Here is a 15,587-nt window from a genome sequence, read left to right on the forward strand (position 1 = left end):
GTCATTAATACTCGAATAAACATATCATGCTTATTACATTAGCATTGGTTAACATAATTAACTTCTATAAATAAAGCAATAAAATCTCATTAATACTGAAATTTATGATTTTAATGTATAACACAAAATATAAGTGAATGACTGAAAGAATAATAATTAATCTAATTTCTCCACCTTAAAATACACATCTAAAACATCCTCGGCATAGAGTTTACAAAATTAATCCTCAATTATCGGAAAGACATTATTTATATCTATTTCCACCTCCCCAAAACTGATCATCGCATTAAAAAGGCGGATTTTCTCATACTTATGTAAACTGTTTGCCATAATAGTGTCCTCCTCTATAATTCCTTCTGCAAGAAGCTTTGCCCTGCACGTTCCTTTCAACAATGGATATTTGGGAGTGTACCATTTTCCTTCTTTATACAGTGCGATATTTGCTATTGAAGTATCTGTCAGCATACCGGAACGGACAATCACTACATCATCCGCATTGCCACGCAAGGCAAAATTACGGTCTAAGACAGATCGGTCAGCGTATTTGAATGAATACTCTGCCGTATCGTCGTTCACCAGTTGCAGTGTTTTGACCTCACGAATCCTGTATGGGAAATATTCCACTTTCTCTACTGATGAAGTATATTCCACACGGCAACGGGTTCTTCCTTTACAACCTTCAGCGGTTATGAAGTCCTCCAAAGAAACAGGCATGGCAGAACTGCCATAATGCACACGGATTGTATTGTTCATCCTCTCATTATGGGCCGACAGATTCTCTATCACTCCGTCGTTTATACATATAGTCTCAATAAACCGGCACATACACTTTATGAATCATTTCTTTGTATTCGCTTTCCATATCACTCTTGAAGGTTATACCCCCACCACTTTTAAACACCAAAGAGCCGTCAGGCAGCTGTTCCACAAATCTTATAATAACAGCGCTGTCAAGATTTTTTCCATCGAAGAATCCGGTGACACCCGTGTAATATCCCCTATCATAAGTTTCTGCCTCACGTATTATCTCAACCGTTTTTTTCTTAGGTGCTCCTGTCACTGAACCGGCAGGCAAAAGTCGGAAAAACATATCCCCTAGTGTATCGCGGAAATCCTCCGGCAGCCTCCCTCGTATTTCGGAGCTTACCTGGAGCAATCTACCATTGTTTGTCTGAACTTCATCTATATATCTATACTTGGTGACCGTCACTTCGGATGCTATCTGGCTCAAATCGTTCCTTATTAAATCCACGATTGTTGCATGCTCGGCCGACTCTTTCTCATCATTCAATATTACGGCTGCGGCTTCAGGATATGACGCATCTATTGTTCCCTTCATAGGATACGAATAAATCATATTATCCGTAATCCTTACAAAAATCTCCGGGGAGAACATTACAAAACGGTCTTTCATAATGAGTCTGTACTTTGCACGCGAATGAATGAATATATCTCTTAGTGTAAGATTGGTATCAACCGGTGTTGGACAAGTAAGGTTAGTCAGAAAAGAATTTCCTGCATACAGATTTTTATAGACAATATCGAAAGAACTTGAATACTCTTCCATAGTCTGCGGATGAGGCTCCCATACGAATGGGATCTCTATCGTCGAAAGCATTTCATTATAATTTCCACCGGACGGAAAGCTGAACAGTATATCATCGTCAGGCAGATTGCTAGGTTCTTCTACAATGCAGTTTTCTTCATCAAAGTCTATCAGAAAGAAGAACGGGATTCCTCTTCTGCCATAATAGTTCATTCTCTTAATGGCATCCTGGCGCGACAGGAAGTTTAGTCTTGACATTTGTTTTTGCGTGTTTTGAAAGAAAGAATATAAAGTGTGATGCAAGTGGCAAGTATTCCCATAAATAGTTTCAGCCACCACGTATCAAAGATAAAAACAATACAGTGTACTGCTGTAATCCACAGTGTGCCAACGGATATAACTTTGATTCTTAAAGGTATTGATTTGTCCTCGCGAAAACTCTTTATATAAGGTCCGAGCTGAGGATGCTCAGTCAGCCATTTATAGGCACGTGGCGAACTGCGGAAAAACAATGCGGCCGCCAGCAAAAGAAAAGGTGTTGTGGGCAATACAGGAAGAAAAATTCCTATAATGCCCAGCAACACCGAAACAAAGCCTATGACACTGTATATGTATTTCATATTGCAAAAATAGTATGATTGAGACTGAAATACAAATACGAGCCTGATTTTAGTTTATCAAAACACATTTTTTTCTCATCTTGCGGTCACAATAACGCTTGCACTGCCCGCAGATGTCATACCCGAGCATGGCCCCCAAAATGAAATCCTCTTCAGGTGTAAGCTGATTCAGCGGGCGGGTGACTATCATCCGTATGGCATTGATACATTCGTCCTTGCCGAAGAACAAATTGATACGTTCTTCATCAACAGTCTGTATTATGAATTTTATACGCTGTCTCTTCAGGCGGTTCACGGCAAACTCCTGATTCTTCTTGTTCATGGTGTAAAGAACCATCTGTCGCACTCCTTTCTTGAACTCATATACATGGTTCAGGAACACCTTCATATCAGTAGGATTTACATTTTGCTTCATCATAGGCAATAGGTTTTATGTATAAATATTTTTACAATAAAGTCTTGATATGGTCAGTCCATGCTGTCACTCTTTCATCAGTTTTTCCGCTCTCGTTCATCTCATCTATGGCAAGACCAACAAACATACCGTCAACAACCGCTACAGACGAAGAGTAAGTATAGTCAGCATCAGAAACTCCATTGATAAACTCACATCCGGTACCTTTTAAATCTTCATAGATGATTCCCATTCCATCGCAGAACGTATCGGCATAAGATTCAGAGTCGCCACAACCAAACAATCCTACAATCTTACCGCTCAGATCAAGTCCTTTCAACAATTTTACACCGTCATACCAGTCGTCCTGCAACTCGCCATCACCCCATGTAGATGTTCCCAGCAAAAGGACATCGTATGAGTTAACCATATCTGCAGTCATCTTGCTAACATCGTGTACATCGGCCGATGATACACCCAATTTTCCTGCAATCATTCCTGCTACCGATTCTGTAGTTCCTGTGGTGGAACCATAAAAAATTCCAGTCTTTTTCATTTCCTTACATTTAATTGATTTGACATTGCAAAATAAGTGCAAACAAAGTGTTTCTGAAATACCTAAAAATAATGATTTTAACATCAGTTGAATCAGGTTTCTTACCTCATTTTTGGTAGTTTAATAACTAATTCCATATCTTTGAAGAAAAATATATATGTTATGGACACTCATCACCACCACAATCATCATCACCACCATCATCATGAAATTTCTGCTTCGATGAGCAAGATTTTCATTTTCTGCATTGCGCTAAATCTTTTATTCGTAGGGATTGAAACCGTTGTAGGGTTACTATACAATTCTGTAGGACTGTTGTCGGATGCCGGACATAATCTTAGCGATGTTTTCAGCCTAGTACTTGTGCTTGTAGCGTTCAGAATGAGCAAAGCTGCATCCACCCCACAGTTTACGTACGGATACAAGAAAGCAACAATACTTATTTCTCTGATTAATGCCCTTATACTGCTTGTTGCCGTAGGTGCCATCATAATAGAAAGTATATATAAACTGAAGAATCCGCAGCCTATATCAGGTACAGCCATAAGCTGGACCGCCGGAGCAGGAATACTGATCGACGGACTGACCACATGGCTGCTGATGGGTGGAAGCAAGCAGGACATAAACGTAAAAGGCGCATACCTTCACATGCTTATGGACACACTTGTATCAGTAGGTGTTGTAGTATCGGGAATCATAATAAGTTACACGGAATGGGTATGGATAGACCCGGTAATCGGTATCGTATTGGCAATAATAATCATGTTCTCCACCTACAATCTGCTCAAAGAGAGTCTGCTAATGACGCTTGATGCCGTTCCATCATCCGTTGACAAAGAGCACATCATCGAAGACTTACGCAATTATAACAAGATAGAAAGCTGGCATCATCTTCATATCTGGGCTATCAGCACCACTGATTTTGCAGCTACCATTCACATCGTTATAAAAGACCTTAATGACATGGAAAACGTCAAGACTGAAGTAAGAGAGATTTTCCATAAATCAGGAGTACATCATTGCACAATCGAAACTGAAACAGCAGGAACAGAATGTCAGGCATATTCATGCAAGTAATTCATTACGTGTTCAGTAAATGTTCAGTGAACGTTTAGTGAACATTCACTGAACATATACTAAACCGAAGCTTAATCTTTTAAATATAGTTAAATCAACCAACCTTTCCATAGTAGTATGACATATATTTATAGTCTTCCTTAAAATATAAACGCGCGAAGAAACACATTATGGCTATAAATACCGACACTTTTAAGGATAATTTCCGTATGTACTACCGTCCGCTATGCCTTTTCGCATTGCATTATCTCCACGACATAGACAATGCGGAAGACACAGTGCAGGACTGTTTCACAGAGATATGGGAACGGAAAGACTCAGGAATGGAGATTTCTGATATAAAATCATATCTTTATTCTATGGTAAGAAACCGCTGTATAGATATAGTAAGGAAAGACTCACTGATAGACAACAATGTTCAGCCGTCCGACCTTGAAGGCATTATCTCCGAAGAGGAATGCGAAGAACGTTCGTACGACGAAGCGCGACTATGGACCGCCATAGACTCACTGCCGGAGAAATGCAGGGAAGTGTTCCTGCTTGCAAAACGCGACGGAATGAAGTATGAGGAAATAGCCGCCAGGATGAACATCTCCGTAAACACGGTAAAAAATCAGATGAACAAGGCTCTTAAAAACCTCAAAGAAGGTGTCCGCAAAGTATATTCGTTCTTTTTCGGATAATTTTTTTCATTTCGGCATAGTAGTTTTTTCAATACTTTGCGTCTTATCTAAAAACAAAGTACAATCATGAAAGATAAAGAAGAAAAAAACTTGCAGTTCGTCCTCAGATATTACAGACACGGGAAACTGGACACGGCCAAGGCTCTGAACAAAATCACAGGCCACAGTCAGCGGAATAATCTGCAAAGATTATGGATATACTCATCCGGCATAGCTGCTGCAATATTGATATGTATAGTAAGCTATACACTGTTAAGCCGAAGTGACAGTAACATGATATCAGTCACTGCGGATGCAGGAATCACCAGACATTTCCTGCCGGACAGCACACTTGCCATACTCTCCAAAGGTTCTGCATTGGAATACGACTCCGATAATTACGGAAAGAAGTCACGCAAGGTAAATATGTCAGGAAAAGTCTTTTTCTCTGTCCGCAGAAACGAGCAGTCACCATTCACGGCTACAGCAATGTATGTACAGGTCAAAGTCCTCGGAACTGAATTTGAAATTGACGAGCGTATGCAAGACACTCTCACAAACGTGTATGTAAAATCCGGAAAAGTAATGTTCAAGGGCAGGAACAGTTCCAAAGGAATTATCCTCACAAAGGATATGAGCGGAACACTGAAGCACGGAGACGAAATGCCAGAAATGACTAGCGCCGCCTTCCCTAACCCATCCGCATGGGCTACAGGAAAGTTCGTTTACAAGAATACTCCTATAGATGCCGTAATGAAGGAACTATCAATTTATTACGGAACAAGCCTTTATGCTTCAGAGCATTTCAAGACCATTACAGCCGAGTTCAAAACGGATAGTCTGGACGAAATCATATCACTTATTGAAAAGACATTAGATATCACAATAACTAAGAAAGACTGAACATGAACAGAATTATATCAATACTCCTTATGATTTCTACTATTTGCGTTTCATCAATAAAAGCACAAGGCAGAGTCACAGTAGAAGACATGATGGAGCAGGTGAAAAATATCTACCCTGTGAGCTTTGTTTACGACTCGTCTATAAAGCTGAACATACCGTATTCGGGCAAAAAACCAAGTATGATAACTCTTGAAAACAGCCTTGAAACAATATTCAGCAATACCGGCATCAAATGGGAGATAGACGGTGACTACGTGATACTGAAAAAACTGTCTTCATATACATTGAGCGGATATATCTATCAGGAGAACGGCGAGACAGTGATAAACGCCACAGTCTGGGACATCACCTCCAATACCGGCACACTTACCAACGAACATGGTTTCTACAGTCTTACACTCAACGAGGGGAAACATAAAATCCGTTTCTCACATATCAGCTGTGGCGAGCAGACGGAAGATATTACGCTAAAAGGAAACAAATCGCAGAACATATACCTGAAAGCGGATTACCGCATAAATGAGGTAGTGGTTACTGCCGACCTGAACTCCCCTATCTACACTACACAGACCGGAAAAGTTTCACTTACGGCAAAGGACTTCGTAAGCGGAAACAACTTCATGAGCTCGCCTGATGTAGTGAAGAAACTCCAAAGCCTGTCGGGAGTAGCCAGCGGTACAGAACTTATCTCCGGACTTTATGTTCACGGCGGCGGGAACGACGAGAACCTTTTCCTGCTCGACGGTACTCCACTCTATCAGGTGAACCATGCCGGAGGACTGTTCTCAGCATTCAATACTGACATTGTTAAGAACATCGACTTCTACAAGAGCGGATTTCCTGCCCGTTACGGCGGACGACTGTCATCGGTAGTAGATGTCCGTACAAACGACGGGAACATGAAAGAGTATCACGGAAGTTTCACGCTCGGACTTCTTGAAGGCAGAATACAGTTTGAAGGACCGATAGTGAAAAACCGCACCTCATTCAATGTGGCTATGCGACGCACATGGATAGATTTACTCACTGCCCCCTCATTTGCCATAATGAATACAAGCAGACGCGACAAACTAAATACGAGATATGCTTTCCACGATATCAATGCGAAGGTTACTCACATATTTTCTGAAAAGAGCCGTGCGGATATAAGTCTTTATTCCGGTAATGACCTTCTAAAAGTAAATAACAGAGCATATTCTTATTCTTCGGAACTTTCCAATATTGACAAATTCAATCTGCAGTGGGGAAACTTCACTGCATCGGCCAACTGGAAATATATTTTCTCACCCAAGCTGTTTGCAAATTTTACGGGAGTATATACCCACAACCGCTCCAAATTCGACTATCTGAGTGAAGAGCGTTTGGGATATATTGAGGGATTGGACGGTGCAATAATAAAAATCCAGAACAACCATTCCACCATAAACGATTTCGGCTACAGAATGGAGTTCGACTATCGTCCCAACACATGGAATCACATCCGTTTCGGTTCAAACTATATGCGCCACATTTTCATGCCGCAGAATTACTATTCCAAGTATGACAATGCGGCAAACAACGAACTGACTGACATAATAAAAAGTCAGTACAAGAGTAATGAATTTACCCTCTATGCCGAGGATGACATCTCGCTTGGCAGCCGTCTGAAGCTGAACGGTGGAATACACTACACCATGTTTGGTATTGCAGGTACAAAATATCACTCGGTTGAACCACGCGCAGCAATGAATATCAAACTATGCGACAATGCAAGTTTCAAGGTATCATATACGGAGATGAACCAGTTCATGCACCAACTTTCTGCTACCTACCTGAACCTGCCGACAGACTATTGGGTACCTTCTACTGAAAAAATCACCCCTATGAGGTCGCGACAATACTCAGCAGGAATATACAGCAGACTTCCGTATAACATCAGATTAAGCATAGAAGGCTTCTATAAAACAATGAACAATCTGATAGAATACAATGGCGATAACCAACTCAACCCGTCTGCCGACGACTGGGAAGAGAACGTAAGGACAGGAAAAGGAAAGGCATACGGAGTAGAAGCAGACATCAGCTACAGTAATGGAAAAAGCTCCGTCGATGCATCCTACACCCTTTCATGGAGCAAAAGATTCTTTCCGGACTTCCATCAGTCATGGTACCCGGATAAGTTCGACAACCGTCATAAATTCTCTATCAACCTGAGCCACAAGTTCAGCAACAGGATTGACGCATACGCATCATGGAACTTCCATAGCGGAAACCGCATGACCATCCCTACACAAAAAGTAGATGCACCGGCCATACCCGGAACAGAAAATACAAACGAAAGCATTATGGTTTATGAGGCTCCTAACAATGTATCCCTTCCGGCTTATCACAGACTGGACTTGGGTATAAACTTCCGCAAAACCACGAAAAAAGGCTTTGAGAGAATATGGAATATCAGTCTCTACAATGCCTATTGCAGAATGAATCCAATGTATGCCACAGTAAAACAGAACAAGGACGGTACATTCACCGGAAAAGGACAGGGTGTATTCCCCATAATTCCATCATTCAGCTACACACTCAAATTTTAAACAGATATGAAACACAGATTTATATATATAGCATCACTACTGATTACATTATCATCGTGTACATACGAATTCAGCATAGATAATATAGAGACTAAAAGAAAGCCGGTGGTATTCTGTATGCCAAACACCCTCGGCGACACTACGCTGATACAGGTATCGCAAAGTATATCTGTTAACAATAAAGGTACAAACACTTCTGCCAAACCGGACATAACATTTAAGTTGAACGGAATGGAAAAGGAAATAAAATATATTGACAAAGCGACAGACTTGCTCCCTGCAAATTCATACTATGTTCTTGGCAAACTGAAAGAAGGCGACAAGATAGACATGGAAGCATCATACCCGGATATGCCTACGGCAAAATCGAGTACCGTAATACCGCAGCCTTTTCCATTGGACAAATGGGATATGATTCTAAAGGACGATTCATACGGCAGGGAAATTCAGTTCCGCATATCGTTTACGGATAATGCAGAGACGAAGGACTATTACGGGGTGAGGATTGTACACAAATATATTGACTGGAGTTATTACCCTGAATCTGGTTCAGAGTATAATGATATAGAAATATGGGGTGAAAGGCTAAATCTTGACGAAGAGCCTTTATTATCAAAGAAAGTAGGTTTCGATGAGATATTCGATATACTGAAACATCATTACCAGGACATCTATTTGTGGGACGATACCATGCTTAACGGAAAAAGCTACACACTACATCTCGGTGCAAGCTATTACAATAATTACGACAACGAGCATAGCAAAAGAATTACCTATTACAAAATCTACCTCTACCGATTCTCGGAAGATATGTACAAATATCTGAAATCAGTAAACGATATAAACGACAACGAATTAGGAGAATACGGCCTTGCTCCTATCCGCAGCCACTACACAAACATAGAAAACGGTATAGGTCTTTTAGGCGGATGCAGTATTTACGAAACCGACTGGATAGAGAACCTGAAAAATGAAGAGAACGAAGAATAATCAATTATTTAAACATAGACTTATGAAAAAGAAACTTTTACTTACAATCGCAATATCTGCAATAGTTTTTGCGACATCACAAGCACAGGAATTCAGATACGGACTTTCCGGCGGCTATAACCTTAACTCTATGATAGCGAACGAATCAAAATCAGGTTTCCATGCCGGACTGAAAGGTGAATATGCTTTCAGGGACGCCCAGAAAGGATTGTACACCGATTTCGGACTGATGATTTCATCATACGGTTGGAAATCCACACCTGCATACGATAACGGAACAGGAAAAATGTTTAAGTGGGACACGACTCCCTACTATCTGAACATACCAATCCACTTAGGTTATAAATTCAAGGTCAACGACAATCTAAGCATTTTCGTCAATGCCGGTCCGTACTTCAACATCGGAATGTTCGGCAAGATGAACTACACGAATACATATCCCGGCGGCAAAACGGAAACAGGAGTATCATCAAATAATATGTTCAAAGACGGACTCTCACCACGTTTCGACTGGGGAATAGGTTTCCGTGCCGGAGTGGAAATAGCACGTCACACTCAGATAGCCATAGGTTATGACTGGGGCATGAAAAATTCTTATATGAACAACCCTGAAACCAAGAACAGAACATTTGTAGTTTCATTGACGTATTATTTTTAATTCTTAATTCACATGAAACTTCTTATCCTCCTTGCAGTAGTCTGTCTTTCCGCATGTCTTAGTTCATGCGGAACCACTACCTATAATCCGTATAACAAATCGGTATCTTCGTCGCTTCAGTTCTAATCACCGTTTAAACAGCATTTAAACACTGTTTAAAAGGTTTTTAAAAAGGTTTGCAAAAACTCATCTTTTGCAATATCAGAAAAAAACATTACTTTTGTGATACTGTGTAACATAGTTAAGCAAACTGCCATTATGAACAATCTTTATCCGGTAGGCATACAAAATTTCAAAGAAATACGTGAAGGTGGTTATCTATATATAGATAAAACCGAATTAATCCACAAATTAGCAAATACGGGTAAATACTATTTTCTGAGCCGTCCAAGACGTTTCGGGAAAAGCCTTCTTATATCAACCATTGAGGCATATTTTCTTGGACAAAAAGACCTTTTCAAAGGGCTTGCCATGGAAAAATTAGAGACTGAATGGAAAGAATATCCGGTTCTGCATCTTGACTTGAATTCAAAAAAATACGAAGACAAACTTTCACCTACAGCAATACTGAACCAACATCTTGAGAAATGGGAACAGATGTATGGCGATGAAAAAAAGGACCGTTCTCCGGAAGAAAGATTTTCTTATCTTATAGAGAAGATTAGTATAACAACCGGCCGCAATGTAGTCGTTCTTATCGACGAATACGACAAACCTATGCTCCAGGCTATCGGTAATGAAGAACTCACGGACGAATACCGCAACACTCTGAAAGCCTTCTATGGAGTTCTTAAAAGCAGCGACCAGTATCTGCGCTTTGCACTGCTTACCGGAGTAACAAAGTTCAGTAAGGTAAGCGTATTCAGCGATCTTAACAACTTAGAGGACATTTCAATCCTTAGAGATTACAACAACCTCTGCGGAATAACGGAGAAAGAACTGTTGCACTATTTCCCCGATGAAATAAAAGACCTCGGAGAAAGAAACGATATGACATACGAAGAGACGTGCCGGAAACTAAAACTATGGTACGACGGTTATCATTTCAGCAGCAGCCCGGAAGGTATATACAATCCTTTCAGCATACTCAACGTAATGAAAAGCCGTGAGTTCGGAAGCTTCTGGTTCGAGACAGGCACTCCTACATTCTTGGTGGAACTGCTCAAAAGAAGTAGTTATAATCTCTACAGACTGACTGAAGAAGTAGCATTTGCCGATACCCTCGGAGGGATAGACTCTATGTACACAAACCCTGTACCTATCCTCTATCAAAGCGGTTATCTCACTATAAAAGGGTATGATAAGGAATTCAGAACATACAACCTCGGTTTTCCAAACCGTGAAGTGGAAGACGGATTTACAAGATTTCTATTGCCATATTATGCCTCTATCGAATCCGGAAAGTCATCATTCCAGATAATATCATTTGTTCAGGATGTGAGAAAAGGCGACATCAACAGTTTCATGACCCGTCTGCAAAGTTTCTTTGCAGATATTCCTTACGAACTGACACGTCAGCTGGAACTGCATTATCAGAATGTACTTTTCATAGTATTCCGATTGCTTGGATTCTATACCGAAGTGGAATATCATACATCATCCGGACGCATAGACATGGTTGTGAAGACAAACGACTATATCTACGTCATGGAATTCAAACTGGAAGGCACAGCAGAAGAGGCCATAAAACAAATCAACGACAAGCAATATGCGCTACCTTTTGCCTCGGACGGAAGAAAACTCATAAAGGTAGGAGTCAATTTCAATAACACTATTAAAGGTATAGAGAAATGGATTATTGAGTAAAAATCCTCTTGATAACAATAAGAGTAATCACAAACAGGTAGTACCTCCCTCTCACAGGTGCTACCTATTTTATTATCAGCACATAAGCAAAATAACACAGCAATAGCAACACACCAACAACTACCGCAAACTTCAGTTTCAGACGAAAAAGTTTGTCACTGTCAGCTTTTTCCTTTTCTACCGTATTTTCCATTATATGTTCTATTTCCTCGGCAGATACATCAGGAAGTCCGCGCCCCTTCCCTACCTCAATGAGACGGTCGCGCGTTTCCTTCATACGTTAGCGGTTTCTGTTTCTCAGTTCACGATTTTCTTTGTCGCGACTCATCATGTCGTTTATGCATCCTAAAGTTCACATACATAAAGATTTTCAAATTTCTATAAATGTAATAAAAAGCACTATTTGATACAAGCTTTTTCCTATAAATTATATCGTCTTGTATAAAAATCACAACATACCTCCTACATGTTCGCATTTATCCGCATAATAAGTTGTAAATCTGCTGATTAAAAGTTATTTTTGTGCTTACATAATCTATATATACAGATTATTGATTTATAAATACAACTTATATTTATAAAAACACAAGCTGTATTTATATAGATATAACTTGTATTTACAGAATATGTCAGGAAATTTATAACTTAAAGAACTGAAACAATTGATTTAATAACAGCTAATACCTTTTTTAAAATTATGGCAAAATATTTCATGCAGGAAATGCCCGACATGAGGAAAGAAGGCGAAACATTACTTTATCCGAGAATGGAAATTACAGGCACATGCGAAACTGACGAACTGGTGGAAACATGTATCAAGGGTTCAACGTTCAATCGTGGCGAAGTTCGTGGAGCACTTGACCTTATAGCTGGTGCCATGGCTCGTTTCATGGCGGAAGGCCGCTCGGTGAGAATAGAAGGAATCGGTCTTTTCACTCCTACACTATCCCTCAAGAAAGGTAAGGAAAGAGAAGAAATAGAAGGAAACTCCCCTCGCCGTAATGCCGCCAGCATAAAAATAGGCGGTATAAACTTCCGTGCCGACAGGACACTTATCAACGAAACAAATACTCTTTGCGACCTTGAACGAGGTTCGGGTGTGAAGAAATGCAAAAGGCCTAAAACAACTGCCGAAGAAAGGTTGGCAATGGCAAAAAGATATCTCGAAGAGAATCCTTTCCTCACGGTGAGCGAATATTCAAAAATGACAGAACTTAACCGTACTACTGCGGCAAAGGAACTGAAAGCTTGGGCTGCTGACGCAGAGTCCGGAATTGCGATGAAGGGATTGGGGACGCATAAGGTTTATGTGAGGAAATAAAGTGAGAAACTTATATACACTATATTTATATTCTTCATAAAAGAACTCATTTATAGTGAAAAATCTCACATTTTCTTTCATTACAACCTTGCTATTCATATTATTTTTATTAACTTTGTAACATCTTATTATACATAGTTTTTGTGTATAATAGTTTTTTATATATTACGAGAAGACGTTTACTTAACGTTTTGACTTTGACTCTTTAAAACTTCGCAACTTTTAATTCACAGTCCAAGGCAAAGCAATAGTAGATGTCTGCGTTGTATGTATTTGCACCAACATACTTTCTAAAAGTATGTAAGGTATTATACATATATTAGCGTGGGCTTCTGCATTGCTCGTTCAATAGACTGTGATGGGCAATGCGAAGGCCTTAAAGAGTGGGACGAGTGATAATAAGATTTCCCACGCTTTTTTTATTGTCAATCGATTCCCAATTTAACAATCAATTAAAACCCACATAACATTTTATAAAAACTAAAAATAATAAAACTATGAAATACAGATTAACCATTGATAACTTCAGAAATGAAGGTTATATAATACATAAAGGTGTATTTCTACACCCATCGGTATCTACAGAAGAAGCTCTAAACAAATCCATTTACAAATATATGCGATTTGAACATTTATTGAATATGCTTATAAACAATAAACTATATATTGCCAATCGTCATACATTTACAGATTTGGTTGAAAAAGGATATAAAAGTAATCTCAAGTATTTATTTTCAATGGATTGTATTCATAAAAATAAGAAAGAGAAAGAAGAATCAGCAAAGAAAAGGTTTAATTTTAATTATGAAGTTTATAATTCGTGTATATCTTGTTGGACTTACGATGAACACAATTATGGAGATGCAAAGGCTAATGAGAATTACCTTATGTGGAAGACTTACGCTTATCAAAATGTAGGTTGTCGTATAGAAACAACATTAAAAGAGCTTATAGAAAACATTCAAGTTCCAGACGAATACGATATCTTAGTATCAAATGTAGAATACAGTACTAACGAATGGATAAAAGGTAATCCTCAAAAAGATATTTTTACGAAATCTATATATTACAGGGACGAACAGGAGGTTCGTTTATGTGTGCTTTGTCAAGAAGAAAAAATACTTATAGATATAAATCCTTTTTCTGTAATTAAAAAGGTTATAATTTCTCCTTTTATTGATAAGGAATTCGCTTCAATTATAATAAATGGATTTAAGAACAAATATAAAATACCTATTGAGAAATCCCAAATCGTAGAATATTAAGGAATAATGATTAACCACTAAATTATTAAGAATATGAAAAAATTATTTTTACTAATAATCATGAGTTTACAGATGCTTATCATTTCATGTAATGATGACAATATCAATAATAACGATAATAATACAACAAAAGAGTTATTAAAAACTGAATCAACTCGTTTAAAAATCTGTATCGAAAACGGAATAGAAGCAAACACACGTTTGATATACGATGATAATGATAAAAATAATATAAAATTATATTGGAGTGAAAACGACAAAGTACGTGTATATTGGAAAGATAACGACAATTATTACCATAGTTCTATCTTTACATTAAAAAGTGGCATAGGAACCTCTGAAGGTATATTTGAAGGAATGGCTCCTGAATCTTTACCAGAGAATACTAATTATGAAATTCTTTATCCTGCAGAAAAATTCCCAGAAAGTTATTCGGGGCAGAAAGAGTTTTATGATCAAATAAATTTACCTATTGACAACCAAAAGCAAACTGGTAATGATAATATCAAACATTTACAAGGTTACAACTATATGAAATGCTCAGAAAAGAGTTTAAACGGTCTTTATATAAAACAAGATATGATGACTCTTTTTAAATTTGAACTAACTTTACCAGAATCATACAATACAACTGTACATGGTAAACCTTCTAACCTATCAATAGTAGCCGATAGTAATATTTTTGTTCCTATATGTTGTAATTATGATAAAGACAATAAGATTAATTTAACTTTATAAAATATAGAATTAGAAGCGAATAATAAACTAGTTTGCTATATAATGAGATACCCTGCTATATTACCTATAGATGAGAAAATGTCAATAACTATTCTTACGGAAAAAGGGGCTATCTATAGTGCAGCATATCAAAACTCTAGTAACCGTGAGATGGTATATTCCCCAGGAACATATAATATTATTCAAACAATTTTAGAGCCAAAAGCTAATGTTTATGGTAATACTATAAATTTAGCTTCTCCTGGATTATTAGCAAATAATCCAGAAATTATTTCAGAAGTTATTGAAACAAACAACTACTCACCTAAACTTATCTTAGTAGGTTCATTAAATAACAATGACCTATTTGCAATTAAGAACTATTTACTAGAGCATAATGTTTATAATTTAGAGATAAACCTTTCTGATACTAATTTAATTAATATCCCTGATGAATGTTTTAGAAACTGTTATAACATTTCTTCATTCAGTGCTATAA

At 38.4% G+C, this 15,587-nt stretch carries 17 protein-coding genes; 11 read left to right on the forward strand and 6 right to left on the reverse strand.

Annotation, left to right across the window (positions count from 1 at the left end):
* Window positions 1–219: 219 nt before the first annotated feature.
* From I6E11_RS12690 to fldA, 5 genes are read right to left on the reverse strand one after another with little or no spacing between them, the layout of a single operon-like run.
* On the reverse strand, window positions 220–825 hold the full coding sequence (locus I6E11_RS12690; RefSeq protein WP_235338532.1) for an aminotransferase class IV family protein: 606 nt from the start codon (window positions 823–825) through the stop codon (window positions 220–222).
* Entirely contained in the window at window positions 809–1,804 is a 996-nt protein-coding gene (locus tag I6E11_RS12695; RefSeq protein WP_235338533.1) for an aminodeoxychorismate synthase component I, read from the reverse strand. Before I6E11_RS12695 ends, I6E11_RS12690 begins: the two co-directional genes overlap by 17 nt.
* Window positions 1,792–2,166 (reverse strand): YbaN family protein, encoded by a 375-nt coding sequence (locus I6E11_RS12700; RefSeq protein ID WP_235338534.1) that lies wholly within the window; start codon window positions 2,164–2,166, stop codon window positions 1,792–1,794. The genes I6E11_RS12695 and I6E11_RS12700 overlap by 13 nt, the downstream gene beginning before the upstream one ends.
* Window positions 2,167–2,215: 49 nt before the next feature.
* Window positions 2,216–2,584 carry a DUF2023 family protein gene (locus I6E11_RS12705; RefSeq protein WP_235338535.1) on the reverse strand — a complete coding sequence of 123 codons (369 nt, stop codon included), beginning with the start codon at window positions 2,582–2,584 and terminating at the stop codon, window positions 2,216–2,218.
* A 28-nt stretch (window positions 2,585–2,612) separates the two neighbouring features.
* On the reverse strand, window positions 2,613–3,116 hold the full coding sequence (gene fldA, locus I6E11_RS12710; protein ID WP_235338536.1) for a flavodoxin FldA: 504 nt from the start codon (window positions 3,114–3,116) through the stop codon (window positions 2,613–2,615).
* Between the two features lie 162 nt (window positions 3,117–3,278).
* Between fldA and I6E11_RS12715 the strand changes: the two genes are divergently transcribed.
* The 7 genes from I6E11_RS12715 (at window position 3,279) to I6E11_RS12745 (ending at window position 11,785) form a co-directional block, all read left to right on the forward strand.
* A complete protein-coding gene (locus I6E11_RS12715; RefSeq protein ID WP_235338537.1) occupies window positions 3,279–4,193 on the forward strand; it encodes a cation diffusion facilitator family transporter in 915 nt (304 codons plus the stop codon).
* A 170-nt stretch (window positions 4,194–4,363) separates the two neighbouring features.
* Complete coding sequence (locus tag I6E11_RS12720; protein ID WP_235338538.1) at window positions 4,364–4,876, forward strand: RNA polymerase sigma-70 factor; 513 nt, start codon at window positions 4,364–4,366, stop codon at window positions 4,874–4,876.
* Window positions 4,877–4,942: 66 nt separating this feature from the next.
* A complete protein-coding gene (locus I6E11_RS12725) occupies window positions 4,943–5,758 on the forward strand; it encodes a FecR family protein (RefSeq protein ID WP_235338539.1) in 816 nt (271 codons plus the stop codon).
* Window positions 5,759–5,760: 2 nt separating this feature from the next.
* Complete coding sequence (locus tag I6E11_RS12730) at window positions 5,761–8,331, forward strand: carboxypeptidase-like regulatory domain-containing protein (RefSeq protein ID WP_235338540.1); 2,571 nt, start codon at window positions 5,761–5,763, stop codon at window positions 8,329–8,331.
* A 6-nt stretch (window positions 8,332–8,337) separates the two neighbouring features.
* Entirely contained in the window at window positions 8,338–9,321 is a 984-nt protein-coding gene (locus I6E11_RS12735) for a DUF4249 domain-containing protein (RefSeq protein ID WP_235338541.1), read from the forward strand.
* Between the two features lie 22 nt (window positions 9,322–9,343).
* A complete protein-coding gene (locus tag I6E11_RS12740; protein WP_235338542.1) occupies window positions 9,344–9,979 on the forward strand; it encodes a porin family protein in 636 nt (211 codons plus the stop codon).
* 258 nt (window positions 9,980–10,237) lie between these two features.
* Window positions 10,238–11,785, forward strand: a complete 1,548-nt coding sequence (locus I6E11_RS12745; RefSeq protein ID WP_235338543.1) for an ATP-binding protein — start codon at window positions 10,238–10,240, stop codon at window positions 11,783–11,785.
* Between the two features lie 64 nt (window positions 11,786–11,849).
* Here the strand turns inward: I6E11_RS12745 and I6E11_RS12750 are convergent, their stop codons facing one another.
* A complete protein-coding gene (locus I6E11_RS12750) occupies window positions 11,850–12,062 on the reverse strand; it encodes a hypothetical protein (protein ID WP_235338544.1) in 213 nt (70 codons plus the stop codon).
* A 420-nt stretch (window positions 12,063–12,482) separates the two neighbouring features.
* On the opposite strand from I6E11_RS12750, the gene I6E11_RS12755 reads away from it, so the two are divergent.
* The 4 genes from I6E11_RS12755 to I6E11_RS12770 all read left to right on the forward strand — a co-directional run.
* Window positions 12,483–13,106, forward strand: coding sequence for an HU family DNA-binding protein (locus I6E11_RS12755; RefSeq protein WP_235338545.1), 624 nt, complete (start codon window positions 12,483–12,485; stop codon window positions 13,104–13,106).
* A gap of 497 nt (window positions 13,107–13,603) precedes the next feature.
* Window positions 13,604–14,371, forward strand: a complete 768-nt coding sequence (locus I6E11_RS12760; protein ID WP_235338546.1) for a hypothetical protein — start codon at window positions 13,604–13,606, stop codon at window positions 14,369–14,371.
* Between the two features lie 33 nt (window positions 14,372–14,404).
* Window positions 14,405–15,109, forward strand: a complete 705-nt coding sequence (locus tag I6E11_RS12765; RefSeq protein ID WP_235338547.1) for a hypothetical protein — start codon at window positions 14,405–14,407, stop codon at window positions 15,107–15,109.
* 42 nt (window positions 15,110–15,151) lie between these two features.
* Window positions 15,152–15,587 (forward strand): hypothetical protein (locus tag I6E11_RS12770; RefSeq protein ID WP_235338548.1); only part of this gene is annotated, 436 nt, incomplete at its 3' end.

Origin of the sequence: Bacteroides caecigallinarum (assembly GCF_021531075.1) — a bacterium.
Classification (GTDB): Bacteria; Bacteroidota; Bacteroidia; order Bacteroidales; family Bacteroidaceae; genus Phocaeicola; species Phocaeicola caecigallinarum_B.

Coding starts and splice junctions, on each gene's coding strand:
- I6E11_RS12690 (WP_235338532.1), bottom strand. CDS start 825: ATGTGCCGGTTTATTGAGACTATATGTATAAACGACGGAGTGATAGAG.
- I6E11_RS12695 (WP_235338533.1), bottom strand. CDS start 1,804: ATGTCAAGACTAAACTTCCTGTCGCGCCAGGATGCCATTAAGAGAATG.
- I6E11_RS12700 (WP_235338534.1), bottom strand. CDS start 2,166: ATGAAATACATATACAGTGTCATAGGCTTTGTTTCGGTGTTGCTGGGC.
- I6E11_RS12705 (WP_235338535.1), bottom strand. CDS start 2,584: ATGATGAAGCAAAATGTAAATCCTACTGATATGAAGGTGTTCCTGAAC.
- fldA (WP_235338536.1), bottom strand. CDS start 3,116: ATGAAAAAGACTGGAATTTTTTATGGTTCCACCACAGGAACTACAGAA.
- I6E11_RS12715 (WP_235338537.1), top strand. CDS start 3,279: ATGGACACTCATCACCACCACAATCATCATCACCACCATCATCATGAA.
- I6E11_RS12720 (WP_235338538.1), top strand. CDS start 4,364: ATGGCTATAAATACCGACACTTTTAAGGATAATTTCCGTATGTACTAC.
- I6E11_RS12725 (WP_235338539.1), top strand. CDS start 4,943: ATGAAAGATAAAGAAGAAAAAAACTTGCAGTTCGTCCTCAGATATTAC.
- I6E11_RS12730 (WP_235338540.1), top strand. CDS start 5,761: ATGAACAGAATTATATCAATACTCCTTATGATTTCTACTATTTGCGTT.
- I6E11_RS12735 (WP_235338541.1), top strand. CDS start 8,338: ATGAAACACAGATTTATATATATAGCATCACTACTGATTACATTATCA.
- I6E11_RS12740 (WP_235338542.1), top strand. CDS start 9,344: ATGAAAAAGAAACTTTTACTTACAATCGCAATATCTGCAATAGTTTTT.
- I6E11_RS12745 (WP_235338543.1), top strand. CDS start 10,238: ATGAACAATCTTTATCCGGTAGGCATACAAAATTTCAAAGAAATACGT.
- I6E11_RS12750 (WP_235338544.1), bottom strand. CDS start 12,062: ATGAAGGAAACGCGCGACCGTCTCATTGAGGTAGGGAAGGGGCGCGGA.
- I6E11_RS12755 (WP_235338545.1), top strand. CDS start 12,483: ATGGCAAAATATTTCATGCAGGAAATGCCCGACATGAGGAAAGAAGGC.
- I6E11_RS12760 (WP_235338546.1), top strand. CDS start 13,604: ATGAAATACAGATTAACCATTGATAACTTCAGAAATGAAGGTTATATA.
- I6E11_RS12765 (WP_235338547.1), top strand. CDS start 14,405: ATGAAAAAATTATTTTTACTAATAATCATGAGTTTACAGATGCTTATC.